Raw genomic sequence first — 23567 nt, forward strand, 5'->3', positions numbered from 1 at the left:
GGTCTTCTCGTCACGCGCGGACGGCGGCGGGAGCGAGATGAGAAAGCGTTTTCTCGTATGACATCCGATTGTGCCGGTGCTTTGACTCCTGCGTCAAGAGGTTGGGGCAAACGCTTTCCTCCTGCGCCCTTAAAGGCCTTTTGGTGCGGCGGCAACTGGGATGACGCTGCTGCCCTCCGGGGGTCGCTCTGAACCGGCATCACCGCATTGTCACCGACTTCTGGCAGGATGGACCGGTGACAATTACTGCAGCGGCCGACGGTTCGGCTTTGGGAAACCCCGGCCCGGCCGGTTGGGCCTGGTACGTGAATGACGACTGCTGGCGGGCCGGCGGCTGGCCGCACGGCACCAACAACCAGGGCGAGCTGATGGCTGTCCTGGATTTGCTGCGGGCCACGGCGCACCTCCGCCACGAGGACCTGCACATTCTCTGCGACAGCCAGTACGTCATCAACTCGATCACCAAGTGGATGCCGGGGTGGAAGCGCAAAGGCTGGCGGAAGGCGGACGGCAAACCGGTGCTGAACGTCGATCTGCTGAAAGAGTTGGACCGGGAGCTCGCGGGACGGAAGTACAGGTTTGAATGGGTCAAGGGGCACGCCGGGCATGACCTGAACGAAGCCGCCGATGAGCGGGCGCGGGCCGCTGCGACTGCCTATCAGCAGGGGGTGGCGGCCAGATCGGGACCAGGGTTTCCCGGCGCCCACCATGCACCCGCTTCCGTTACGCCGGGAGCCGGCAGAGCCCCTGCCGTTGGTGAACGCCCGCAAGCCGCCTCCGGCGAAGCTGACCTCTTCAGCCAGCAGGACCTCACCCAACCGGAGGCGACCCAACCGGAGACCACCCAACCGGAGGCGACGCAGCGAAAAGTAGCCCGGAAAGACACCACCCGGAAGGAACCCGCCCCGGAGCCGCCGGCCGCAGGGGAAGCCACCCAGTTGGACTTCACCCAGTTGGACTTTACCCAGCTGGGCGGCGCTTTTGACCTGGCGGGAGCCGGCCAAGCGGAAACAGCTCCGCCAGAAGCGCTTGTGGAAGAGCTGGAGCGTGAACTGCTCGGCCCCCTGGTGCGCGGCGACATCGGCAGGACAGCTGTCCTGCTGCACCCGGACTTCCTGGAAATCGGCAGCTCGGGCAGGGTCTGGACGCGGGACGCCATGATGATGGCACTCGAAGAAGACCCGGGCGAGCGGACCGACATCGAGATCCTCGGCGCGGACCGCATTGGCACCGGCGCTGTCCTGCTGACGTACCGGAGCTACGCACGCTCCGGCACGACGCTCAGGAGCTCACTGTGGGTGCTGGATGGCGGCCGCTGGCGGTTGCGGTTCCATCAAGGCACCCCGGAAGCCTAGGACTGCGAACAGGGCAAGATCAGCTGAACCTTTGCGTGTTTCCCTGCTCCGCCTGCGCATACGTGGCCGCAGCCGAAGCGAGGGCCATGTTGATTGAGGCCAGAGACGCCTCCACCCTTCCTTGGGTAATGGTCCACTCCGTGATGAGTGCCTGGAAGTTGGTGGCAGCGGAGCCCCGCCAAGAGCCCTGAAGCTCGTCAAGCCCGCGCTTCATGGCCTGGACATCGGCGCTGATCCGGTCCACGGTTGCCTGGACGTTGGCGGACTTGAGCTGGAGGAGTTCGGTGTCGACTGAAATGATGCTCATGGCAGGGCCTTTCGCTGGAACGGGCAGCTTCTGCTCCCGCACCCGGGCTGTCCGGGCTACTGCCTTGAGCCTAGGAAAAGCGGAGGGGCCGCTGCCATCACCGGGAACCTATATGTGGATAACCCTGCCGTCGCTGCCCCGGGCGCTGCCGGCGCGCCTGGGAAACGAGCCCAGGCTTTCTGCTTCCTCGCCGTCCGCTGTTTCCTCGGCGTCCGCTGCTTCCTTCTCCGGTGCGTCATCGCGGTGCGGGAGGGTGACCACCAAAGTTGCGCCCCCGCCGTCGGTATCTTCCACCCGGACCGACCCGCCGTGGGAGCCCACGATCGCGGCGACGATGGCCAGCCCCAGCCCGCTGCCCCCCGTCTCCCTTGTACGTGAGGTATCTGCCCGGTAGAAGCGTTCGAAAACCTTGGTAGCGTCCTCCTCCGAGATCCCGGGCCCGTGGTCGCGGACTTCGATGACTGACCTCAGCTGCCCACTCTCTGAAGCGCGGACGCCTACAGCCAGCTCGATGGGGCTGTCCTCGGGCGTATAGCGCAGGGCATTGCCCACGAGGTTGCCCACCACCTGGCGAAGTTTGGCTTCGTCGCCCAGCACGGGCGCGGGGGCTGCCGGGCCGCCGTCGAGCCCGGTGAGTGAGATCACCCGTGAGCGGGCACTGGCCTGGGTGTCCACCACCGCGTCGTGGGCGATCAGCTGGAGGTCCACGGGCTTTTGCTGCAACGGCCGTTGCTCATCCAGGCGGGCCAGCAGCAGCAGGTCTTCCACCATGGAGCCCATGCGCTTGGCTTCGCTCTCGATCCTGCCCATGGCAGTGGCCACGTCCTCGTCCGTGGCCAGGGCGCCGTGCCGGTACAGCTCGGAGAAACCGCGGATGGTCACCAGCGGGGTCCTCAGTTCATGGGATGCATCGGCTGCGAACCGGCGCATCCTCGCCTCAGACGCCGTGCGTGCGGAAAAGGCGGTTTCGATGTGGGCGAGCATGGCATTCAGGGAGCTGCTGAGCCGACCCAGCTCCGTACTGGGGTTTTCCACGTCCACGCGGCGGGAAAGGTCGCCGGCAGCAATGGCGGCGGCCGTCTTTTCCACCCGTGCCAGCGGCCGGAAGGAGCGCGAGACAGTCCAGCTTGCAATCATGGACGCCACCAGGAGCGTCAGCAGGCCCACTCCGGTAACCACCAGGCTGGCATGCTTCAGCACATCATCCACACTTTGGAGCGGCAGCCCGATGACCACCACTGCTTCGGATTCCTCCGTCTGCACAGGGACCGCTACTACTCGCCAATTCTGGCCGTCATCACCGCGGACCTGGTAGGGAACCGCGCCGCGGTCCCGGGCCTGCTCTACAGTGATGGAAGGGATGTCCGGGCCGCCGTTGTCAGGGTCGCCGCCGAACGGATACGGCTTTTGTCCCGGAACAAAGAGAATCAGCGAATAGTCGGTGGGGACCATGGGGTTGCGTGCCTGCAGCGGCGTAAACGACTGCTGCTCCTTCGCGAGGTCCACCGCTGCGTACAGCTTGTCGTCCACCTGGGCCTGAAGGTAGCTGCGGAGCAAGGCAAGCGTGCCTGCGCCGGTGGCTGTCAGGGCAACAATGAGCAGCGCCATGATCATGGCCACCAGTTGCGTCCGGAGTGAGGACGACTTCCACCGCTGCAGCAAGGTCAGCGCTTTTCGGCCGTCCGGAGCACGTACCCCACGCCCCGCTTGGTCTGGATCAGGGCAGGAGCTGCAGGGTCAATGTCCACTTTCCGGCGCAGGTAGGAGATGTAAGACTCCACGATGGAGGCATCACCGTTGAAGTTGTACTCCCACACATGGTCCAGGATCTGTGACTTGGACAGCACCCGGTTGGGGTTGAGCATGAGGTAGCGGAGCAGCTTGAACTCCGTGGGGGACAGTTCGATGACGGTGCCACCGCGCCGCACTTCGTGGGCGTCGTCGTCGAGCTCCAGGTCATCAACGCGGATCACGGCGTCGTCGTCGAGCAGGGGCTGCGTTCGGCGCAGGACGGCGCGGATCCGGGCAACTACTTCATCGAGGCTGAATGGCTTGGTCACGTAGTCGTCCCCGCCGACCGTGAGGCCTGTGACCTTGTCCTCTGTATCGTCCTTTGCTGTCAGGAACAGAACGGGGAAGTGCTTCCCTGAAGCCCTCAGGCGGCGGGTGACGGTGAACCCGTCCATATCCGGGAGCATAACGTCCAGGACGGCAAGGTCCGGTGCGTGCAGGTCGGCAGCGGCCAGGGCGTCGCGTCCGTTTGCTGCGGAGACGACGTCGAACCCGGCGAACCGCAGGGACGTCGAGAGCAACTCCCGGATGTTGGGTTCGTCATCCACTACCAGGAGCTTTGCCTCAGGGCCGTTCTTGTTCATGCTTCCATCATGCGCCGGGAATCTGGGAGTTGTCTGGATGGTTGTTGTGAGCAGGGTGCGCCGGTGTTTCACCACCCCTGTGTTCCGGGTTCACCCTTGAAGGGGCCGACTATCCGCCTGGTGACCCAGCCACCGTAGTAGCCGCCGGCCTGGGGGAGCACACGCTCACCGTCTACCTCGCAGTAGTCCATCCTGCCGGGATAGACCGCAACGCGGTCCAACAGTGCAGCGTAGGCGGCAACGGGTTCCGGGTAGAACCACGCTGCCCCGTCCGCGAGCTTCCCGCCGCCGCGGACATTCAGGTACCGCGCCGAGCCCTTGAACTCACAGAAGCTGCTTCCCGATGCAGGTTCCAGGGCATCCGAGTGGAAGTCTGACCGGAGCAGGTAGTAGGCGGGAGGGTGGCTCGTCTCCAGAACGCGGAGCGAATCTGTGGTTTCCAGGATGAGTTCGCCGCCCAGGAAGATCCGGATTCGTTCCTGGCTCGGCTCTACGCGCGGGGGCCGGGGATAGTCCCACACTAACTCCTGGCCTGGCAGGGGAATGGCGGGCCTTCTCTCGGGACGCATGCCTCCAGTGTGCGCCTCGCCCGTACGGTTCGCACTCGACGGGCGCCCGGTTCCCACTGGACTGGCGCCCCAAAAACAGATGCACGGGCGCCCGGTTCCCTTTGTAAGGGGCCGTCGCTGCCGGAGGCCCGGCTATTCGGCCGTTTCCACGTCCTTGGCGTCAATGATGCGGTAGGCGTAACCCTGCTCGGCAAGGAACCGCTGGCGCTTGGCGGCGAAGTCCTGGTCCAGGGTGTCCCGGGCAACGAGCGAGTAGAACCGCGCCGCCCGGCCGTCCTTCTTGGGCCGCAGCAGCCTGCCGAGACGTTGTGCTTCTTCCTGCCGTGAACCGAAGGAACCGGAAACCTGGATCGCCACCGAGGCCTCGGGAAGGTCGATGGAAAAGTTGGCAACCTTCGAAACCACGAGCGTCTGGATCTCGCCGGCACGGAAGGCATCAAAAAGCCTTTGGCGTACCTTCACGGACGTGTCGCCCTTGATGACCGGCGCCCCGAGGCGCTCGCCGAGGTCGTCCAGCTGGTCGATGTACTGGCCGATAACCAGCAGTTGCTCCCCGTGGTGCCGGGCCACGAGCTGTTCCACCACCTGCGTTTTGGACTCGGAGGTTGCACAGAGCCGGTACTTGTCCGCGTCGTCCGCCATCGCGTAGGCAACCCGCTCGTCCCGCGGCAGGTCCACCCGGACCTCCACGCAGTCGGCCGGGGCAATGTAGCCCTGGGACTCGATGTCCTTCCATGGCGCGTCGTAGCGCTTGGGTCCAATCAGGCTGAATACCTCGCCCTCGCGGCCGTCCTCCCGCACCAGGGTTGCTGTCAGGCCGAGGCGGCGCCTGGCCTGCAGGTCCGCGGTCATCCGGAAGATCGGCGCAGGCAGCAGATGGACTTCGTCGTAGATGATCAGGCCCCAGTCATGCCCATCCACCAGTTCAAGGTGCGGATAGAGGCCGCCGCGCTTGGTGGTGAGGACCTGGTAGGTGGCGATGGTCACCGGCCGTACTTCCTTGACAGCCCCCGAGTACTCGCCAATCTCGTCCTCGGTGAGGGACGTGCGCTTGAGCAACTCGTCCTTCCATTGCCGGGCAGCCACCGTGTTGGTCACCAGGATCAGCGTGGTGGTGGAACCGGTGGCCATGGCTGCGGCTCCCACCAGGGTTTTGCCCGCCCCGCAGGGCAGCACCACAACCCCGCTCCCTCCTGCCCAGAAGTTGTCACTGGCCATCTGCTGGTACGGCCGCAGTTTCCAGCCGTCCTCATTCAGCGCGATCAGGTGCGGGGTGCCGTCCACGTAGCCGGCCAGGTCCTCTGCCGGCCACCCAATCTTGAGCAGGAGCTGCTTAAGCTGTCCACGCTGCGAGGCGTGCACCACCACGGTTTCGCCGTCGATGCGCGGTCCCAGCAGCGGCTGGATCTTTTTGGACCGAATTACTTCCTCGAGGACCGGGTAATCGTCAGTCCTCATGACCAGCCCGTGCTGCGGGTCCTTTTCCAGACGCAGCCGGCCGTACCTGGACATGGTTTCCTCGACGTCGATCAGCAGCGAATGCGGCACGGGGAACCGGGAATACTTCAGGAGGGTGTCGAGGACCTTCTCGGCGTCCAGGCCTGCTGCACGGGCATTCCACAAGCCCAGGGGAGTCAGCCTGTAACTGTGTACGTGCTCAGGGGCGCGTTCCAGCTCTGCGAACGGTGCGATGGCATGGCGGGCTTCGGTGGCGAGCTCATGATCAACCTCGAGCAGGATGGTCTTATCGCTCTGGACTATCAAGGGGCCGTGGTTCACGCGGGGGAGTCCTTCACTGGCGCAGTTCCTCTGCTGCCTCAATGTCAATGATGCGATGGATGGACAGCACCCGTTCGGTGTCCTTCGCGGGGTCGAAGACCCGCACCCTTCCGCCGCTTACTGACAGGGGAACAACAACTTCCAGGTTGGCATTCCCCAGGCCGTCCACTACGTTCATGCTGATGCGCTGCTTGAGCCGGATGGCCCGCTGCAGCGCCTCCAGGCCAAGCTGCGTGGCTGCCTCACCGGTGTGGTCTGGGTCCGCGCCGTGATGAGTCCCGACGGCGGCAGGACGGTGGCGCAGCACATCCAGTTGTGCTTGCACTTCCTCCGCCGGCGGAGCTGTCCGCGGCGCAGTGTAGATGGGGCGGGACGGGGCGTGGGGTGCCGGGACGCGCCGGAGCCGGAGCACCGGCGGCTCCGAATCGTCAAAGGACGGGGACAGGCCCAGGCTCCGGAGAACCTGCGCTGTTTCCCGCGGCGGCGCGGAAGAGATAAGCACCGTGGGCGCAATCCGTACCAGCCCCAGCCCCTCCGTCTTAGGCCCGGCCAACAGCTCCAGCAGGGCAGCCTCATCCTCGCTCTGGACGAAACTGGCCGCTGCACCCACCCGCAGCCGGCCATGCCGGGCAGCCGTATCCTCCACGAGGTACTGCAGCGGCTGGGGTACAGCAGTGGCCGAGTGTTCCCTCAGGAACTCCAGCACGGTGGAGGCGTCGTGGCCGGCATCCAGTGCACGCCGGATAGAGTCGGGCGAGAAACGGTAGATGGTAGCCGGCCCCTGGCCTTCGGCATCGGCCATCAGCAGCAGTTTCTCGGTCAGCGCCGGGGCGAGGTAGCCGGGGGCAACGGCGGTGAGGTCCGCCTGGAGCAGCACGTGGTTCAATTCTGCGGGCAGGTGCTCGCCCAGGATGGAGAGGGCGGCCTCGGGATCGTCGTCCGCGACGGCGCTTCCCAGTTGACTCAAGGCCCCTGAGCCCAGCAGTCCGAGTATTTCGGCTTCGGCCAGAACTCCGCGGATCAGGGAGCTGAACCGCCGGGCCATCCGTGGCTGGGCCCATTCTGCACGCTGGAGTACCGCTGGCGCGTCCAGGACCGGCGCAGTTCCGTCAGGGGCTGCTGCTTCACGGGTGAGTTCGTTCAGGATCTCCAGGATCCGTTTGCGTACCACGGGGGCGTCGGGCCGTTGCGCTTCGGCTGACAACGCGATGATGGTGCTCCCGGAAGCAGCCCGGTGCGCTGCCGCTCCGGGGGTTCCGTTGATCGGCTGCCCCACCATGGACGGTACGCGCTCGCTGGCCAGCCAGGCGTTGACGAGCCACAGCCACTGTTCCTGCCTGGGCAGGATAAGCCACTCCAGGTCCGGCGGCTGGACCCAGGATGATGAGTCGACATCCAGGCGGATCAGCCCTGCAAGCCCGCAGAGCTCCAGGAGCAGCCCGGCCCGGGGCTGGTCGATCCGGAGCATCTCGGCCAGCCGTCTCATCTCGCGGACACCCACGCCGCCGCTGCGTAGTGTGGCCAGGGGCTGTTCGCGCACAGCATGTAGTACTTCACCCACCAGCCGGAGCGTCTCGCTTATGGCGCCCAGGGCAGCATTGCGCCGCAACGCGGCACTGGTCCGGCCGAGTTCCGGCACCGGCGGTGACAGCCTGAAGTCGTCGATGACGGCGCCGCCCCGCAGCGAGAGCCCTACGCTGTGGGGCAGCTCCACATGGGCGGCGTCCAGCGGCACCAGCAGGCCCCGTGCCAGGAGCCAATCGATGGGCCCGACGTCGGATCCCTCGGTGGTGATGGACGCCTTTCGTTGCGCCTGGGGAACGGCCCCCATGGCCCAGTTCCTGAACCGGGCGAGCAGGGCCGCCGTCCGTTCCGGAGCCGTGGCCAAAAGATCCTGCAGGGCATCCGGGGAGGACGTCCAGTGCTGCAGGGCCAGCGCCGCCTCCATGGGCGTTGTGGCTCCGTGGATGGCTGCGCCGCTGCGGTGAAGTTCGGAAACGAGCTGGACCGCCCGCTGCGCGAACGCCGGCTGGAGGCGCACCAGCTCCGTATAGCTGCGGCCCAGCCCTGCGGGATAGATTCCCACCACGTCCTTGAGGCTGCCAACGGGAAGGTAGAAGCGCTGCCTGTTGCCGATGGCGGGCGTTCCGTGCGGGGGTTCGGCGCGGTGTACCAGCGCGAGTTCCTGCAGGGACACCAGGATACGTTCCACGGCGGCAACCGTGGAACCCGAAATGAGTTTGCGCAACCCTGCGGCGGAGGCGCTGTGCTCGGTATCCGTGTTGGTGCACAGGTGGAGGGTTTCCAGGACCTGCATCTGTGGCCGGTTGAGGCGCTCCAGGGCGCGCTGGACGCTCACGCGCCCGCTGGCCCGGGCCGCGAGGGCGGCGAAGTCAGGTACGGCGGGTGAGATAAGGTCCGGCCGCGCGTCGAACAGCGCCCGCAACGAGTCGTCGCTGCGGGCCTCCAGGTCCTTGCTGAGCGCGCGAATAAGGGACATCAGTCCAACGTTACCGCCCGCCCGGTTTTCCTGCCCGGCGGCGCCCGGCCACACTGTCCAGAACAAGGAACAGCATCAGGAGGAACGCCAGCGGCAGGCCGTACAGGGCGGTGTAGGTGACCCAGGCAGGAGCAACTGAACCGGCGAAGGCGAATGCCATCACGGCAGCCACCGCCACCAGCGAAAGCACGGCAATAACTGCGGCGAAGATCGTCAGGGGACGCCGGTAACGCGAGGGTGTCATGGACGTAACGCTAACAGCCCGGTCTGACAGTCCCGGAATGAGTGCAGGGTGGAGTTGGGGAGAGGCATCGAAAGCAGGATTACGGCACCGGGCAGGATAACCTTGAGGGATACAGACCAACACGGTCTTTAGCCGTCATACCCTGGACCCGCACAACAATGTGGATGCGGTGACGGCTGGCCGTGTCTCAAGACGCAGAACGAAGAAGGTTGATTACGTGCCTACCGGCAAGGTCAAGTGGTATGACAAGGAAAAAGGCTTCGGATTCCTCGCGGGCGAAGATGGCCAGGAAGTCTTCCTGCCCAAATCGTCGCTGCCTGAGGGCGTAACCGAGCTGAAGGCCGGCACCCGCGTCGAGTTTGGTGTGGCTGACGGCCGCAAGGGTGCCCAGGCCCTGGGCCTGCGCGTGCTGGACAAGACGCCGTCCATCGCCAAGGCCAAACGGCCCAGTGCGAAGGACCTTGCGCCGCTGGTCCAGGACCTGGTGACTGTTTTGGACAACCTGTCCGGAACCCTTTCCAAAGGCAAGTACCCGGAAGGCAATAAGGGCAAGGCCATCGCCGCCGCCCTGCGTAAGGTTGCCGACGAGCTGGACGTTTAGGCCCTGATGAACCGGGAAGCTGATCAGCAGGACGTGGAGTCACTCGATCCGGAGCCAATGCCCTTGGAGGAGGGTCTGGAGTCACCGGACGAATCGATGGACCCGGTGCCGTTGGAGACGGCGCAGCCGGAGGCGGGTGCCGCAGCCGGCGGGGCTGCCGGTGGTACCGCGGCCACTGCCGGCCCTGTGCCTGCCGGCCCTGTGCCTGCCGGCCAGGCGCCTGGGGCGGCAAAAGCAGCCAAGCGCCGCGCCGGTGTGCCCGTGTGGCGGACCGGCAAGCCGGACGCTTTCCTTGCTGCTGCCGTGGACACGGCACGGACCGCCATTGAGGGCATTACCGCGGCATCGGACGTTGGGCAGCACCTGGCAGCCAAGAGCGAAGGCGACCGCCTGGTAACCCACCTCTTTGAATGCAGGCTGCCCGGCTACGCCGGGTGGCAATGGTTCGCCGTGCTGACCCGGAATTCGCGGTCCAAGGTGGTCACCGTCAACGAGCTCGGCCTTTTGCCATCCGAGGAGTCCATCCTGGCACCTGAATGGGTTCCGTGGGCGGAACGGGTACGGCCTGAGGATGAGCAGGAACAGGAATCGGAGCCCGGCGAAGACCCGGCGCACGCGCCGGAAGCCGGCACGCCCGATGCCGGTGCACAGCAGGCCGGTGTACGCGCGGACGAGGCCGAGGCACCGGAAACTGTCGCCATCGAGCCCGCTACCACTGAGCCCGCCACCGCTCAGCCCGCCACCGCCCAGTCCGCCACCGCCCGGCCTGCCGACGGGGATGCTGGGGCCCTGCACCCTGAAGCCCTGGACGCTCTAGCCCTGGACGTCGTCTCCCGGGATGACCAAGCCCTGCTTGATGAAGCCGGGCACGTGCCGGAAGAACCCTCAGACCACGACGCCGGGACGGACTAAGGCCCGGAATACCGCGCCCAGGCACGGAAACTGAGCTAAGACGCGCAAACGGCGCCGACCGGGCAGAACCCGGGCGGCGCCGTCGTACGTTAAGGCTGGAGCGTTATGTCAGCCGGATGGCCTGCGCAGTTCCGGTCACTTGCGCAGTTCGCCCACCACGTAATCGATGCTGGCCAGCAGGGCGGAAACATCTGCCGGCTCGATGGCCACGAACGTGGCAATGCGCAGCTGGTTGCGGCCGAGCTTGCGGTACGGCTCGGTATCCACGATCCCGTTGGCGCGCAGGACTTTGGCGACCACCGCGGCATCCACGGACTCATCGAAGTCGATGGTTGCAATAACGTTTGAGCGCTCCTCCGGGTTCACCACGAAGGGAGTTGCGAACTCCGAGGCCTCTGCCCAGCTGTAAATGCGGCCGGCGGAGTCTGCCGTGCGCGAAGAAGCGAAGTCCAGGCCCCCATTGGAGTTCAGCCACTGCACCTGGGCATCCAGCGTTACCAGCGTGGACAGTGAGGGAGTGTTGTAGGTCTGGTTCAGGCGCGAGTTGTCGATGGCCGTCTGCAGGTCCAGGAAATCCGGTATCCAGCGGCCGCCCGCCTTGATCCGCCCTGCACGTTCCAGTGCGGCGGGGGAGAACAGTCCGAGCCAGAGGCCGCCGTCGGACGCAAAGTTCTTCTGCGGCGCAAAGTAGTAAACGTCACTTTCCGCTACGTCCACGTCCAGCCCGCCCGCGGCAGAGGTGGCGTCCACCAGGACCAGGGCCCCTTCGTCTGCTCCGGCAACACGCTTGACCGGGGCAGAAACACCCGTGCTGGTCTCGTTTTGCGGCCACGCGTAGACGTCCACCCCTGCTTCGGCCTTGGCTGAAGGGCGTGTGCCCGGCTCGGACTTGATGATGGACGAGGAGTCCAGGAAGGGCGCCTTGTTGGTGGCTGCGGCAAATTTGGAGCCGAACTCGCCGAAGGATAGGTGCTGGGCCTTGTTTTCAACCAGGCCGAAGCTTGCCACATCCCAGAAAGCCGTGGAGCCGCCAACGCCCAGGACCACTTCGTAGCCCTCAGGGCCTTAGCAGCACTGGCTGAGACCCTCGCGGACGGAGCCAACCAGGTTCTTCACCGGTGCCTGGCGGTGGGAGGTGCCAAGGATGTTCTTCGAGGCGGCGGACAGCGCATCAATCTGCTCCTGCCTGACCTTGGAAGGCCCGGCGCCGAACCGTCCGTCCTTGGGCAGGAGGTCGGCGGGAATAGTGATGCTGGTTTCGCTCACGGGTGCTCCAATTTCGGGCTGGACATGGCTTTGGTCCGGACGGGTGTTGGTGGCCGGCAACCGGTGACGGCTGCAACCAGGGCCTCCCTTATTCTGCCTGAACCGCACTATGGGCGGGAACCGGAACCGTCATAGTCCAGCCAATGAGACGCCCCGCCCGCGTCCCGGTGAACTATTCGGACAAAGTCAAAATAGGCTAAGCTTTTCCACGGACTACGTCGCAGTGAAGGCGATACGTTGGGACAACGCTAGGTACTGTGCTCGAGGAGCTGAGCTGGATGACGGATCTGATCGATACTACGGAGATGTACCTTCGGACCATTCTGGAGCTCGAGGAAGAGAACATCATTGCCCTCCGCGCCCGGATCGCCGAGCGGCTGCGCCACTCCGGGCCTACCGTCTCCCAAACCATCGGGCGCATGGAGCGGGACGGCCTGGTGGTTGTCTCCGGCGACCGCCACCTTGAGCTGACCGAGACGGGCCGGAAGCGTGCCACCGAAGTAATGCGCAAGCACCGCCTGGCTGAACGTCTTCTCGCCGATGTGATCGGTTTGGACTGGGCCTATGTCCACGACGAAGCCTGCCGCTGGGAGCACGTTATGAGCGAGCGGGTGGAACGGCGCATCTATGAACTGCTGAACCATCCCACCGAGTCCCCGTACGGGAATCCGATCCCGGGTCTTGCTGCCCTGGGCGGCGTGCCGTCAATGGGTTTTGCGGACGGCGCCATTAGCCTTTTGGAGGCGATGAAGTCGTACGGTCCTGCCTCGGTGGTGACCATCAGCCGGCTCGCCGAGCCCATCCAGGTAGAGCCTGAACTGCTCTCCCAGCTTGATGAAGGCGGCATCCGGCCGGGTGCGGCTGTGTCGCTGGAGCGGGTGGGCGACTACATCTCGGTCCGGGTTCCGGGAATCGAGGGTGCGCTGGAGCTGCCCCCGGAGGTTGCCGCGCACGTGTTCGTGGCGATCCGCTAGAGAGCAAAGAGCCGGCGCCATACCCCGCGTGAAGTGCGTTACGCAAAGATAACGGAATTGTTACTTTCGGGCTTAAGCATCTATAGTTGAACCAAGCGTTGATATTAAAGCGTTACCTGATCTGGAGCCGAGCTCTGCCAGCGGATCAGGAGCACGAGTCGTAACTGGCAGAGGCGGGGGAACCACAAGCGGCAGCGGGGGTCTGCCTTGGGGTGAAGTCCGTCAGCAGCAAGCCTCTTCCAGTGAAGGATTCCTCCGGGGATATCTCTGTGCCGAAGCTTGCTTACGGCGGACCGGGTCTTTGAACTCTCTGACCCGAATCCGACAGCTAACTTCGCAGGCTTTCCAGAGAGGAACCCTTCTTGACCATGCAGAATTCCAGGGGACGCCGCCGCGCGGCGGTCCCTGCTTCGACACCGCGCGTTGTCGAAGTCATCACCTCGGAACGCCCCCGCGATCCGCACCGTGATGCGCGCCGCCGTCGGGGTCCCTTCCGCCAAATCACTGAGTTCGCGGCTGCCAGCGGCATCGGCCAAAAGGCCGGTATCGCCCTGGCCGCCACCGGACTGGTGCTCACCGTGACCGTGCCGGCCACCAGTCCAGTAATGGCCACGGACGCATCCGGATCCACTCCTGTCGCCGCGTCCGCTGTTGCGCCCCAGCCGCAGGTTTCGGCGGAAGCGGGCGCCCAGATTGACTTCAGCCGCTCTGCTGTGGTTACCCAGGCGGACCCGGACGGCAAGCTGAAACAGCTGCTCAGTGCCCAGTCCGCCGGCGCCATCACCCGCGCCGCTTCCGCCGGAAGTCTTGGTGCGCCGCTCGCCGCTTTGAGTACTGCTTCACCGTTCGGCTACCGGGTCAGCCCGATCACCGGAGGATCCGGTGACTTCCACCGCGGACAGGACTATGTGGCCCAGTGCGGCACTTCCGTTCTGGCCGCGGCCACCGGAACCGTCACTTTCGCTGGGTGGCACCAGTATGGTGGCGGCAACCGCGTCGTGGTGGATCACGGCAACGGCCTGGAAACCACCTACAACCACCTGTCGTCCTTCAGCGTGAAGGAGGGGCAGACAGTGTCCCGCGGGGACGTTGTGGCCCTCAGCGGGACCACAGGAGCCTCCACCGGCTGCCACCTCCACTTTGAGGTCCAGGTCAACGGCGAAGTTGTTGACCCAACCGGCTGGCTTTAGTCAAGTGACGGTGAGCTATCGAATAGTCTTGACCTGCCGTGACCTGAATGTGACATTCACACAGAACTGCTGTACCGTCTAACTCGCGTCAACTTTTCCGAAGTTGACGCTCTTGTGCGGATTGCCTAACTCTGCCACCGCTCAAGGTCCGTTCGCATTTCATCGTCTGGCAGGGGCGGGGGAACCAATTTTGGTCTTCGCTTTTTTGAAGGCCTTGGGGTTAAGTCGCAAAAGCTTTTCAGGAAGCCGCGCGGCCGGGTGACTCCCATCCGAATCCGACAGCTCACCTCGTAGGCATTGGGAGAGGCTACCTTCGTGTCTTCACGCCATAATTCTGCGCGCCACCGTGCGCAACCGGTTCGTACCAACCCCCTGGACTCCATGTCCAAGGCTGTTAGTGCCAATGCCGGGACAGTAGGTCGCCAGGCTGCAGTCATCGCAGCCGCCTCGGGCCTCATCCTGACCATGGGCCTGCCGGCCAATGCAGCGGACACCACGGCTGGTGTCTCCGCTTCCACGGAAACCGGATCGGCACAAAGCGCCCTCGCTGTCACCGCGGCGCCCACGGCTACTGTCTCCTTCGAACGTCCCCTGGTCAAGACCACCCCGGCACCCGTTGTTGAGCGGGTAGTTGCGCAGTCCACGGACTCCGACGACGAACAGGGTGTGACCACTGCTTCCGCCGCGTCGGCCGGCTCCGTTGCGGACAAGGCCGTGGAGACAGTTGCCTCGGCGTCCACTTCCGGAATTGCGGGCCTCGCCTACACAGGCATCGGCCGTCCGTACGTTTGGGGCGGCACCACCCCCAACGGCTGGGACTGCTCAGGCTTCACCCAGTGGGTCTACGCCCAGGCCGGCATCAGCATCCCCCGCGTCAACGCGTGGACTGCAATGAAGCCCACCTCCACGCCGCAGCCGGGTGACCTGGTCATGCAGAACGGCGGAGCGCACGTCGGTATCTACGTCGGCAACGGCATGATGATCAGTGCCCTGAACCCCTCCCAGGGAACGCTGCTGCACTCGGTAGCTGCTACCGGCTCCTCAGCCTTCTTCACTGTGAACTAGTTCTTCGACCCCACGGTCCAAGGGCTTTTTCTTTGCCCAAACACGCTCTTCGCTAAATCAGCACACATCCCCGTTCGGGGCGTGCCGGCGCACCCCCAAGATGCCGGCGCGTCCAAACACCTTTGGCTGCCCACATGCGGCTTTGAAGGTGCCATCTCCTTCGAGAAGCCTGCTGTAACCGCCACGCCGGCTGCCGTTGTGGAAGCTCCGGAGCCCGAGGTGGAGGTCCAGGAAGCCGCTCCGGCCCCTGCTCCGGCCGCAAGGACCGCCGCTGTTGCGAAGGTGACCGCTACGGCTCCGGCTGGCAGCAGCCCCCGCCGCTCCTGCCTCGGCAAGTGGAAAGGGTGCAGCCATTCTGTCCGCAGCCTACGCCCAGCTTGGTGTTATGCAGGACTGCACCATGCTGGTGACCAACTCCCTGGCTGCCGTGGGCATCAACTTCCACGACTGGCCCGCAGGCTACCTTTCCTTGGGCCGCACCGTGAGTGCTGCTGAAGCCTAGCCGGGCGACCTGATTTACTACGCCGATGGCGGCGCCGGCATGGCCCACGTGGCTGTCTACGCCGGTAACGGCCAGGCGGTGCACGGCGGCTACAACGGGAACCAAACCGTTGTCTTCAGCGCCAGCGTTGGCTCCGGCCCGGTGTTCATCCGCGTTAGCTAATGCTCTCCGGCCTCGGATGCGCGTCTGATCCCTGAACAGGACCCCTGCCCTTCCGGCGGGGTCTTGTCAGTTAAAACCGGCATGCTTTAACTCCTGGCCAGCTGCGGGCAGCTACCCGGGCGAGCTGCGGGAGTTCACGAGTTCCGGCCGGACACGGCACGGCGTGCTCCAGCAATTAGCTGATAATGCACTTCTTTGTTTACTCTTGTGGTGTCGATCCATAGCCCGGACATGCCGAGGGCAGCCGGCCCTCGTGCCCCTGACGGGTGCGGCCGTGAAGAGGTACGTGCATGCGCACTCTCGTTCTGAATGCTGGATATGAACCGCTGGCGGTTATTACTTTCCGCCGGGCGCTGGTGCTTGTGCTCACGGGCAAGGCGAGCGTTGTGGCCGAAGGGGACGATCCCGTAGTGGGCCCCCAGGAGATCCTGGGCCGCCCGTCCGTGATCCTCCTGAACCGCTACATCCGCCCCAGATATAACCAGTCCACTGCTGTCAGCCGGCGGGGGGTGCTTCGACGTGACGGGCACAAGTGTGCCTATTGCGGAAAAGCTGCGCACACCATCGATCATGTTCACCCAAAGTCACGCGGGGGTGCGGACTCCTGGGAAAACCTGGTGGCTGCCTGCCTGAGGTGCAACAACCTCAAAGGCGACCACACCCCGGCCGAAATGGGCTGGAAGCTGCGGTTTGTCCCTGAGCCGCCGCACGGCACCATATGGCAGATCAAGGAACTCGAGAAGCCAACGCCCGCGTGGGATCCGTTCCTGCTGCCCGAGCGCGCTGCCTGATCCAGCGGATGGAGTTGCCCCCGCCGTCCCGGGACTAGCGGTCCAGCGTCGCTGACGCGCCGTGGTGGGAGAAAGTATGCGGTTGCCTCGCCCCGGGCTCTGGCCGAGGATGAGGTTTTGGGCAGATCATGGAGGTGTCTGCCGCGGTGGACGCCGGTTCAGCGTCGCTCAACACCGGTTTCCGGCCCGGCCGGCCAGCCCTGGACACACCCAGGTCCGGCAGCACGTGGTCATCCAAATAGACGTAAAGTGTGGTCAGGAGAGTGTTTAGTTGCGAGTTCACAACCCCGGCTTAACACTCTCCGCCCTACTTTAAAAGCTCCCGCGCCCCGCCACGGCAATAGGACTTACTCATCTAGGCTGGGGGAGTGGAACAAGACCGGTTGGACTTCAACGCCCTGATCCTGGCAGGCGGCCGGTCATCCAGGCTGGGCGGCGTACCCAAACAAGGGCTGGTCTTTCAGGGCGACACCCTCCTGCAACGGTCGCTGGCTGCCGCGTCAGGGGCGAACCGCACAGTAGTGGTTGGTCCGGACCTCGGCGCGCTCCCCGCGGGGGTGCTCTCCTGCCGGGAGCAGCCGGTGTTTGCAGGACCCGCCGCCGCGGTGGCTGCCGGTCTGGAGGCACTGGCCCAGGCCGGAAGCGAAGAGACCTACACGTTGGTACTGGCGTGCGACATGCCGAGGGTTGCGGCTGCGGTGGAGGCACTAACGGCAGAACTGGCAGGCAATCCGAGGGCCGATGCAATCATCGCGTGCGCCGAAGACGGCAGGGCCCAGCATCTCGCCGGGTTTTACCGCACAGCCGGGTTAAAATGCGCCGCCCGGGAACTTGCCTCGCGGGGTGCCCTCGACAACGGCTCCATGCGGGCGCTCCTTGCTAGTCTTGACGTGCAGCTTGTTACCGTCCCGGCCGGTTCCACAGCCGATGTGGATACCTGGGATGATGCCGCCGCACTTGGAGTTGAGGCCGGAAGCCGGGACGAGGGCCAGGACCGGCGTGGCAGCAGTTGAATTGGGAGGCAGTTCGTGAAAAGCCAGGATGAAACGCTGGAGGAATGGTGCAGGTCCCTGCTCCAGGCGTATGAGCTTGAGGACGTCCAGGTGGACGTCAACGCCATCCTCGCCCTCGCGGGTGTAGCCGCCCACTCGGTTGTGCGGCCCGCGGCGCCACTCACCACCTTTATCGCCGGCTACGCCGCCGGTTTAGCCTCAGCGTCCGGACGCAGCACAGATGCCGCGTCGATGGAAGGGGCTTTGGATGTGGCACGTTCCCTGGCTGCGGACTACGATGCTGAAGCCGCCGGGACTCCCGGCGAATGACTGAGGAACCCGGGGAAGAACGGAGTTCAACCGACCTGCCGGAGGCGCCGGAGCACCTGGACCATACCTGGGATGAAGCCCGGCAGGCAGCTTTTGATGCAGCCACGCCGATCCCTGCCGGGCCGGTTCCCCTGAACCTGGCCCTCGGCCGCACGTTGGACCAGGACATTGTGGCGTTGCAGGATATGCCCCACTACGCGTCCTCGGCCATGGACGGCTGGGCGGTCAACGGGACCGGGCCGTGGATCCTGGCGGAACCAGGCACGCGGCTGGCCCCGCATCAGGCAAGTCCGATCGTCACCGGCGGGCTCATTCCTCCCGGCGCTAAAGCGGTGCTGCGCAGTGAGAGCGCGCTGCTTGGCAAGGACGATGACGGCTTGCCTGTCTTGATGACCGGAGGAAGCGCAAGGCCTGGCGAGCCACGGAACGGCCAGCATATCCGGAAAGCCGGCGAGGAAGCGCTTGCCGGGGACATCCTGGTCAAGGCAGGAGCGGAACTCAACCCTGCCCATCTCGCAGTGGCAGCCCTCGCCGGCTACGACGAATTGCAGGTCCAGGGAAAACCCCTGGTCCGGCTCCTGCTGACCGGGGGCGAGGTGATAGGCCAGGGTGTTCCAGATCCCGGCCAGGTGCGGGATACGTTCGGTCCACAATTACCGGCCGTGGTGGGCATGCTGGGAGGAATAGCGGGGGGACAGCAGCGGATCGGGGACTCCTATGGCGAGTGGCTCGCAGCCCTGGAAGACGTGGTGCCGGAGGCGCCGGACGCTCCGGACCTGCCGGCCGACGTCGTTATCACCACTGGCGGGACAGGCCGCTCAGGCACGGACCACCTGCGTCAGGCGGTGGCGGAACTGGGCGGGCGGCTCGTCATCGACGGGATCGCGATGCGGCCAGGCCACCCCGCTGTCCTGGCGGAACTGCCGGACGGCCGCTTTGTACTCGGCCTCCCAGGGAATCCCCTCGCCGCAATGATGGCGCTGTGCACCGTGGGGGCGCCGTTGCTCGCCGCGCTCGGTCACGGCAGGCTGCCCGAAATCCACGAGGTGCCCTGCGGAAGCGCCATCGAACCCGATCCGGGGCGCACCCGGCTGATGCCGTTCCGGCTCCTCTATGGCATGGCATCTCCGGCGCAGCACACCGGCCCGGGCATGATGCGCGGGTTGGCGTCGGCCGCCGGCGTGATGGTGGTGCCGCCGCACGGGGTCCAGTTCGGCGAGCCGGTGCCGGCGTTTGCGCTGCCCTGGGGACCACCCATCCCAGCGGTTCCGGAGACTGCCGGCAAAGCCAAGCCGAGGAACACGGCGCGGCCAGGCAGGACGGCCGGCAAAGCGGCGTCCAGCGGCCCGGTGGACTGGAGCGCGCTTCTTGGCTGACTACGCTCCGTGGCCAGACCGTACTCTGCTGGTATCCGGGTCCGGCAGTTGTCATGATGGACCTATGAAAAGGCAGGGGTGGCTATGGGCCGCGTGACCCAGCGCCGCAAGGTGCACAAGTATGTGCTTGACGGTTCTCCGAAGGCCCTGGAGTTCCCGGTAAGGCACCGTGAAGATGTCCTCGCTGTGGAGGAGCCGCTGGAGATCCGGTTGGGCCAGCTCTCCTTCTCTGTCACCATGCGGACGCCAGGGGACGACTTTGACCTGGTGGCCGGGTTCCTGGTGTCGGAGGGCATCATTTGGACCTCGGAGCAGCTCGTGTCACTGCGTTTCTGCGCCGGCGAGGATGAAAACGGCGTCCAGACGTTCAATGTGGTTGAGGTCCAGTTGCGGCCCGACGTCACAGTTCCGTCCATTGGCCGCCACATCTATACATCGAGCTCCTGCGGCATTTGCGGGACCGATTCGGTGGAGTCCGTCCAGAAGTCCTCGCACTACAGTCCCGCCGCGGATCCGCTGAGCATCGACGCGGAGCTCCTCGCGTCCCTGCCGGGCCTGCTGCGGAAGTCCCAGCGCCTTTTCGAGGATACGGGCGGAGTGCACGCTGCCGGGCTGTTCAGGATCCAGGACGACGGCGGCGCGGAGCTTTTGTGCCTCCGCGAGGACGTAGGGCGCCACAACGCCGTGGACAAGGTTGTGGGCTGGGCCTTGCGTGAAGGGCTGCTCCCGCTGCGCGGCACCGTCCTCCAGGTATCGGGGCGGGCCTCCTTCGAGCTTGTACAGAAAGCGGCCCTGGCGGGAATTCCCGTGCTGGCTGCCGTCAGCGCTCCCTCCAGCCTCGCTGTTGAACTGGCAGATGCCAGCGGCTTGACCCTTGCCGGGTTCAGCCGGGGAACAAGCCTCAACATCTACGCGGGGGACCACCGTATTGTCCGGCCCGTCGCCCAGGCTCCCGCCGGCGCGCGGAGCTGACCACCGGATTTCACCGCAGGCCCCACTTTTTCCGGAAACCGCTTTTCCAGGGATATCATCCGCCGCGATTGGCGAGTAAGCTACCAGCGGGTAGTTTTATCCACCGAATGGACACCATGGTCCACGTTTCCAGCGCTGAAGAGGGCCAACATTGCATGACGACCGCCGGATTACGGAAGTCCGCCTCGAAAGGTTCGTCCGCGAACGCATCAATCCCGCCGTATACAGCCGGAGCCTTCCCCTGACGCTGAGCAGTTGGGATGTGCCGGACGAACCGGTGCCGGCCCTCGAGGCCATGCGGCAAAAGTTCCAGCCGCAGGAACACGGTGCTCCCTGGGGAAAGCCCTGGGGTGCCAAGTGGCTCCGCCTCCAGGGCGAAGTCCCCGAGTTCTGGGGCACGGGGCCGGACACCACTATCGAAGTGGTGGTTGACCTCGGCTTCACCATCGAAGTGCCCGGCTTCCAATGCGAGGGAATCGCCTGGCGCGCCGACGGCACCATCATCAAGGCCGTATCACCCCGGAACCAGTACATCCCGCTGAAGCTCCTGGGAGGGGGCATGGCGGTGGACTTCTATGTGGAGGCGGCCGCCAACCCCGATGTCGCCCAAGGCTGGACTTTCGCGGCCACGCCCTATGGGGACAAGTCAACGGCCGGAACAGCACCGCAGTACAGGCTGGGAACCATCTCCATCGCGGAGTTGAACCAGACCGTTTGGGAACTCCAGCAGGACATCTGGACCCTGTCCGGGCTGATGGCCGTACTTCCCTGGGAGCTGCCGCGGCGGCACGAGATCCTCCGGGCACTTGAGCGCATGATGGATGTGATGGACCCCGACGATGTTGCCGGGACCGCCGCAGCCGGACGCGAAGCGCTCGCCGAAGTGCTGGCCAGGCCGGCCTATGCTTCCGCCCACCAGCTCGTTGCCACCGGGCATGCCCACATCGACTCCGCGTGGCTTTGGCCCGTCCGCGAGACCATCCGCAAATGCGCCAGGACGTTCTCCAACGTAGTTGCCCTGATGGATGAACACCCCGATTTCGTTTTCTCCTGCTCATCTGCCCAGCAGTTCGCTTGGATCAAGGAGTTCTACCCTGAACTTTTTGGCCGGATACGGGAAAAGGTGCTTGCAGGGCAATTCGTGCCGGTTGGCGGCATGTGGGTGGAATCGGACACCAACATGCCCGGCGGCGAGGCCATGGCACGGCAGTTCGTGGAGGGGAAGAGCTTCTTCCTGGCCGAATTCGGCGTCGACTGCCGGGAAGCCTGGCTGCCGGACTCCTTCGGATACTCGGCGGCCCTGCCACAAATCGTCAAGTCCGCCGGCAGCCGGTGGTTCCTCACCCAAAAGATCTCCTGGAACCAGACCAACAGGATGCCGCACCACACCTTCAACTGGGAGGGAATCGACGGCACCAGGCTTTTCACCCACTTCCCGCCGGTGGACACCTACAATTCGCAGCTCAGCGGACGCGAACTGGCCCACGCCGAGCGGAACTACCGTGACCATGGCCGCGGCTCGGTATCGCTGGTGCCTTTCGGCTACGGCGATGGCGGCGGCGGGCCCACCCGGGAAATGCTGGCTGCGGCTGCCAGGACAGCGGATCTCGAAGGCTCGCCGAAGGTACGGATCGGATCCGCGGAGAGCTTCTTCCGGCAGGCTGAAGACGAATATTCCTCGCTGCCCGTGTGGGTGGGCGAAATGTATCTCGAACTGCACCGCGGCACCTACACCAGCCAGGCCAGGACCAAGAAGGGCAACCGGCGCAGTGAACACCTGCTGCGCGAAGCAGAACTGTGGTGCACCACGGCCGCAGTCCGGACAGAAGGCACGTTTACCTATCCCGCTGCCGAGCTCAAGAGGCTGTGGCGGCTGGTGCTGCTGCATCAGTTCCATGACATCCTTCCCGGCAGTTCCATCGCCTGGGTCCACCAGGACGCCGAACGCAATTACCGGGCCATCGAATCCGCCCTCGAAGCTTTGATCGCCCAGGCAGCCAGGGCAGTGCTGGGCAACGGGGAGCGGCAGTTCCTGTTGAACGCAGCGCCGCATGCCCGCGACGGTGTGCCGGCACTGGCAGCAGGCGAGCCGGTGGGGTCACCGCTACCGGCCCGCGCCGCAGCACGGGACGCCGGCTTCGTTTTGGACAACGGCATCATCCGGGCAGTCCTGGACGCGGACGGTTTGCTCACCTCGCTTCGGGACTACGCGAGCGGCCGTGAGGCGATTGCCCCGGGGGAGCGCGGCAACCTGCTGGAACTGCACCGTGACACCCCCAACGAGTGGGACGCCTGGGACATTGACGAGTTCTACCGCCGCAACGTCACACCGTTGACCTGCGCGGAGTCGGTGCGCCTCGCGGAGCACGGCGATGAAGCTGTTGTTGTGGTGGAGCGGATGGCCGGATCCTCTGCCATTACCCAGCGCATCAGCTTGGCCGCCGGAAGCCCCTCGCTTTCCATCACCACCTCAGTGGACTGGCAGGAGCGGGAAAAGCTGTTGAAGCTTGGCTTCGCCCTGGACGTACGGGCGGACCGGTCGGCGGCGGAGACGCAGTTCGGGCACGTCTTCCGCCCCACCCACATCAACACGTCCTGGGAAGCGGCCAAGTTCGAAATCTGCGCGCACCGCTGGATCCACGTGGCCGAGCCGGGCTACGGCGTCGCAGTTTCCAACTCGTCCACTTATGGTCATGACGTCACCAGGAGCATCAGGGAGGCCGACGGCGGCACCACCACCACCGTGCGTATGTCACTTTTGCGCGCCCCGAAGTTCCCGGATCCGGACGCAGACCGCGGACACCACGAGCTGACAGTCACTATCAGGCCCGGCGCCGACATTGCCGATGCTGTCCAGGAAGGCTACCGGACGAACCTCGCACCTCGGCTCGTCACTGGCGCCGCGCCGGTGGAGCCGCTGTTTTCCGTGTCAAACCCTGCCCTGGTCATCGAGGCGGTAAAGCTGGCGGAGGACGGCTCCGGGGATGTGGTTGTCCGGTTGTACGAGTCGTTGGGGCAACGCTCGGCGGGACGGCTCGCAGCAAACTTCCCGGTCCAGCAGGTCGAAACCGTCGACTTGCTGGAGCGCCCCGTGCAGGCGTCCGGCGTCGAAGCAGGTCCCGAGGGAACGGAGCTGCTCCTGCGGCCGTTCCAGTTGGTCACGCTGCGGTTTGTGCGCACTCGCGCCTAGCATCCCGGCTTGGCCTCGTGTTTCCCGGAAAAGAGCAGAAAGGGCCCTTAAATGGCTGAGTGGGGGCGGTCCCCAACGGCCGCCACCACTCATCCCCCCAAAGCATGCAAAGGCC

General features: G+C 65.3%; 18 protein-coding genes, 4 pseudogenes and 2 riboswitches. Of the genes and pseudogenes, 13 read left to right on the forward strand and 9 right to left on the reverse strand.

Going from position 1 to position 23567, the window contains the following annotated elements:
* Positions 1 to 236: 236 nt before the first annotated feature.
* The gene (locus tag M8J71_RS00205; RefSeq protein ID WP_256246017.1) at positions 237 to 1355 is read left to right on the forward strand and encodes an RNase H family protein; all 1119 of its coding nucleotides are present in this window, start codon (positions 237 to 239) and stop codon (positions 1353 to 1355) included.
* Positions 1356 to 1374: 19 nt separating this feature from the next.
* Here the strand turns inward: M8J71_RS00205 and M8J71_RS00210 are convergent, their stop codons facing one another.
* The 7 genes from M8J71_RS00210 to M8J71_RS00240 form a co-directional block, all read right to left on the reverse strand.
* Positions 1375 to 1662: a WXG100 family type VII secretion target gene (locus M8J71_RS00210; RefSeq protein WP_163165680.1), complete on the reverse strand. Its 288-nt coding sequence runs from the start codon at positions 1660 to 1662 to the stop codon at positions 1375 to 1377.
* Between the two features lie 108 nt (positions 1663 to 1770).
* Complete coding sequence (locus tag M8J71_RS00215) at positions 1771 to 3324, reverse strand: sensor histidine kinase (RefSeq protein WP_256246018.1); 1554 nt, start codon at positions 3322 to 3324, stop codon at positions 1771 to 1773.
* A 2-nt stretch (positions 3325 to 3326) separates the two neighbouring features.
* Positions 3327 to 4037, reverse strand: coding sequence for a response regulator transcription factor (locus M8J71_RS00220; RefSeq protein WP_163165678.1), 711 nt, complete (start codon positions 4035 to 4037; stop codon positions 3327 to 3329).
* A 68-nt stretch (positions 4038 to 4105) separates the two neighbouring features.
* The gene (locus M8J71_RS00225; RefSeq protein ID WP_256246019.1) at positions 4106 to 4606 is read right to left on the reverse strand and encodes a DUF427 domain-containing protein; all 501 of its coding nucleotides are present in this window, start codon (positions 4604 to 4606) and stop codon (positions 4106 to 4108) included.
* A gap of 132 nt (positions 4607 to 4738) precedes the next feature.
* Positions 4739 to 6385, reverse strand: coding sequence for a DNA repair helicase XPB (locus M8J71_RS00230; protein ID WP_256246020.1), 1647 nt, complete (start codon positions 6383 to 6385; stop codon positions 4739 to 4741).
* Between the two features lie 13 nt (positions 6386 to 6398).
* Positions 6399 to 8885, reverse strand: coding sequence for a helicase-associated domain-containing protein (locus tag M8J71_RS00235; RefSeq protein ID WP_256246021.1), 2487 nt, complete (start codon positions 8883 to 8885; stop codon positions 6399 to 6401).
* Positions 8886 to 8895: 10 nt separating this feature from the next.
* Positions 8896 to 9129, reverse strand: coding sequence for a hypothetical protein (locus tag M8J71_RS00240; protein ID WP_163165670.1), 234 nt, complete (start codon positions 9127 to 9129; stop codon positions 8896 to 8898).
* Between the two features lie 217 nt (positions 9130 to 9346).
* Between M8J71_RS00240 and M8J71_RS00245 the strand changes: the two genes are divergently transcribed.
* Both M8J71_RS00245 and M8J71_RS00250 read left to right on the forward strand, forming a co-directional pair.
* Complete coding sequence (locus M8J71_RS00245) at positions 9347 to 9730, forward strand: cold-shock protein (protein WP_013599963.1); 384 nt, start codon at positions 9347 to 9349, stop codon at positions 9728 to 9730.
* 96 nt (positions 9731 to 9826) lie between these two features.
* Positions 9827 to 10465, forward strand: a pseudogene (locus tag M8J71_RS00250) (DUF3027 domain-containing protein); the annotation flags it as partial.
* Positions 10466 to 10777: 312 nt separating this feature from the next.
* Here M8J71_RS00250 and serC read toward each other — a convergent pair.
* Positions 10778 to 11908 (reverse strand): annotated as a pseudogene (gene serC, locus M8J71_RS00255) (phosphoserine transaminase).
* A 278-nt stretch (positions 11909 to 12186) separates the two neighbouring features.
* Between serC and M8J71_RS00260 the strand changes: the two are divergent.
* From M8J71_RS00260 to M8J71_RS00280, 5 genes and pseudogenes are all read left to right on the forward strand, one after another.
* Complete coding sequence (locus tag M8J71_RS00260; RefSeq protein ID WP_256246022.1) at positions 12187 to 12882, forward strand: metal-dependent transcriptional regulator; 696 nt, start codon at positions 12187 to 12189, stop codon at positions 12880 to 12882.
* A gap of 146 nt (positions 12883 to 13028) precedes the next feature.
* A riboswitch (cyclic di-AMP (ydaO/yuaA leader) is annotated at positions 13029 to 13240 on the forward strand.
* Positions 13241 to 13250: 10 nt separating this feature from the next.
* Positions 13251 to 14072: a M23 family metallopeptidase gene (locus M8J71_RS00265; protein WP_256246326.1), complete on the forward strand. Its 822-nt coding sequence runs from the start codon at positions 13251 to 13253 to the stop codon at positions 14070 to 14072.
* 128 nt (positions 14073 to 14200) lie between these two features.
* Positions 14201 to 14383: riboswitch (cyclic di-AMP (ydaO/yuaA leader) on the forward strand.
* Positions 14384 to 14453: 70 nt separating this feature from the next.
* Positions 14454 to 15137, forward strand: a complete 684-nt coding sequence (locus M8J71_RS00270; protein WP_256246023.1) for a C40 family peptidase — start codon at positions 14454 to 14456, stop codon at positions 15135 to 15137.
* Positions 15138 to 15287: 150 nt separating this feature from the next.
* Positions 15288 to 15801, forward strand: a pseudogene (locus M8J71_RS00275) (NlpC/P60 family protein); the annotation flags it as partial.
* A gap of 290 nt (positions 15802 to 16091) precedes the next feature.
* Entirely contained in the window at positions 16092 to 16592 is a 501-nt protein-coding gene (locus tag M8J71_RS00280; RefSeq protein WP_256246024.1) for an HNH endonuclease, read from the forward strand.
* A gap of 157 nt (positions 16593 to 16749) precedes the next feature.
* On the opposite strand, the pseudogene M8J71_RS00285 reads toward M8J71_RS00280, so the two are convergent.
* A pseudogene (locus M8J71_RS00285) lies at positions 16750 to 16875 on the reverse strand (IS982 family transposase); the annotation flags it as partial.
* A gap of 85 nt (positions 16876 to 16960) precedes the next feature.
* On the opposite strand from M8J71_RS00285, the gene mobA reads away from it, so the two are divergent.
* The 5 genes from mobA (at position 16961) to M8J71_RS00310 (ending at position 23452) form a co-directional block, all read left to right on the forward strand.
* Positions 16961 to 17605, forward strand: coding sequence for a molybdenum cofactor guanylyltransferase (gene mobA / locus M8J71_RS00290; protein ID WP_256246025.1), 645 nt, complete (start codon positions 16961 to 16963; stop codon positions 17603 to 17605).
* 15 nt (positions 17606 to 17620) lie between these two features.
* Positions 17621 to 17914, forward strand: coding sequence for a DUF6457 domain-containing protein (locus M8J71_RS00295; RefSeq protein ID WP_205484411.1), 294 nt, complete (start codon positions 17621 to 17623; stop codon positions 17912 to 17914).
* Positions 17911 to 19290, forward strand: a complete 1380-nt coding sequence (locus tag M8J71_RS00300; RefSeq protein ID WP_256246026.1) for a molybdopterin molybdotransferase MoeA — start codon at positions 17911 to 17913, stop codon at positions 19288 to 19290. The genes M8J71_RS00295 and M8J71_RS00300 overlap by 4 nt, the downstream gene beginning before the upstream one ends.
* 84 nt (positions 19291 to 19374) lie before the next feature.
* The gene (gene fdhD / locus M8J71_RS00305; RefSeq protein WP_256246027.1) at positions 19375 to 20262 is read left to right on the forward strand and encodes a formate dehydrogenase accessory sulfurtransferase FdhD; all 888 of its coding nucleotides are present in this window, start codon (positions 19375 to 19377) and stop codon (positions 20260 to 20262) included.
* 151 nt (positions 20263 to 20413) lie between these two features.
* Positions 20414 to 23452 carry an alpha-mannosidase gene (locus M8J71_RS00310; protein ID WP_256246028.1) on the forward strand — a complete coding sequence of 1013 codons (3039 nt, stop codon included), beginning with the start codon at positions 20414 to 20416 and terminating at the stop codon, positions 23450 to 23452.
* The last annotated feature ends 115 nt before the right edge of the window (positions 23453 to 23567 follow it).

Source organism: Pseudarthrobacter sp. R1, from assembly GCF_024494415.1.
Taxonomy (GTDB): domain Bacteria; phylum Actinomycetota; class Actinomycetes; order Actinomycetales; family Micrococcaceae; genus Arthrobacter.

What these genes read in the sequence shown, in the direction of transcription:
- M8J71_RS00240 (WP_163165670.1), bottom strand. Translation starts at nt 9,129, where the DNA reads ATGACACCCTCGCGTTACCGGCGTCCCCTGACGATCTTCGCCGCAGTT.
- M8J71_RS00300 (WP_256246026.1), top strand. Translation starts at nt 17,911, where the DNA reads ATGACTGAGGAACCCGGGGAAGAACGGAGTTCAACCGACCTGCCGGAG.
- M8J71_RS00265 (WP_256246326.1), top strand. Translation starts at nt 13,251, where the DNA reads ATGCAGAATTCCAGGGGACGCCGCCGCGCGGCGGTCCCTGCTTCGACA.
- M8J71_RS00270 (WP_256246023.1), top strand. Translation starts at nt 14,454, where the DNA reads ATGTCCAAGGCTGTTAGTGCCAATGCCGGGACAGTAGGTCGCCAGGCT.
- M8J71_RS00225 (WP_256246019.1), bottom strand. Translation starts at nt 4,606, where the DNA reads ATGCGTCCCGAGAGAAGGCCCGCCATTCCCCTGCCAGGCCAGGAGTTA.
- M8J71_RS00220 (WP_163165678.1), bottom strand. Translation starts at nt 4,037, where the DNA reads ATGAACAAGAACGGCCCTGAGGCAAAGCTCCTGGTAGTGGATGACGAA.
- M8J71_RS00280 (WP_256246024.1), top strand. Translation starts at nt 16,092, where the DNA reads ATGCGCACTCTCGTTCTGAATGCTGGATATGAACCGCTGGCGGTTATT.
- M8J71_RS00260 (WP_256246022.1), top strand. Translation starts at nt 12,187, where the DNA reads ATGACGGATCTGATCGATACTACGGAGATGTACCTTCGGACCATTCTG.
- fdhD (WP_256246027.1), top strand. Translation starts at nt 19,375, where the DNA reads ATGGGCCGCGTGACCCAGCGCCGCAAGGTGCACAAGTATGTGCTTGAC.
- M8J71_RS00210 (WP_163165680.1), bottom strand. Translation starts at nt 1,662, where the DNA reads ATGAGCATCATTTCAGTCGACACCGAACTCCTCCAGCTCAAGTCCGCC.
- M8J71_RS00235 (WP_256246021.1), bottom strand. Translation starts at nt 8,885, where the DNA reads ATGTCCCTTATTCGCGCGCTCAGCAAGGACCTGGAGGCCCGCAGCGAC.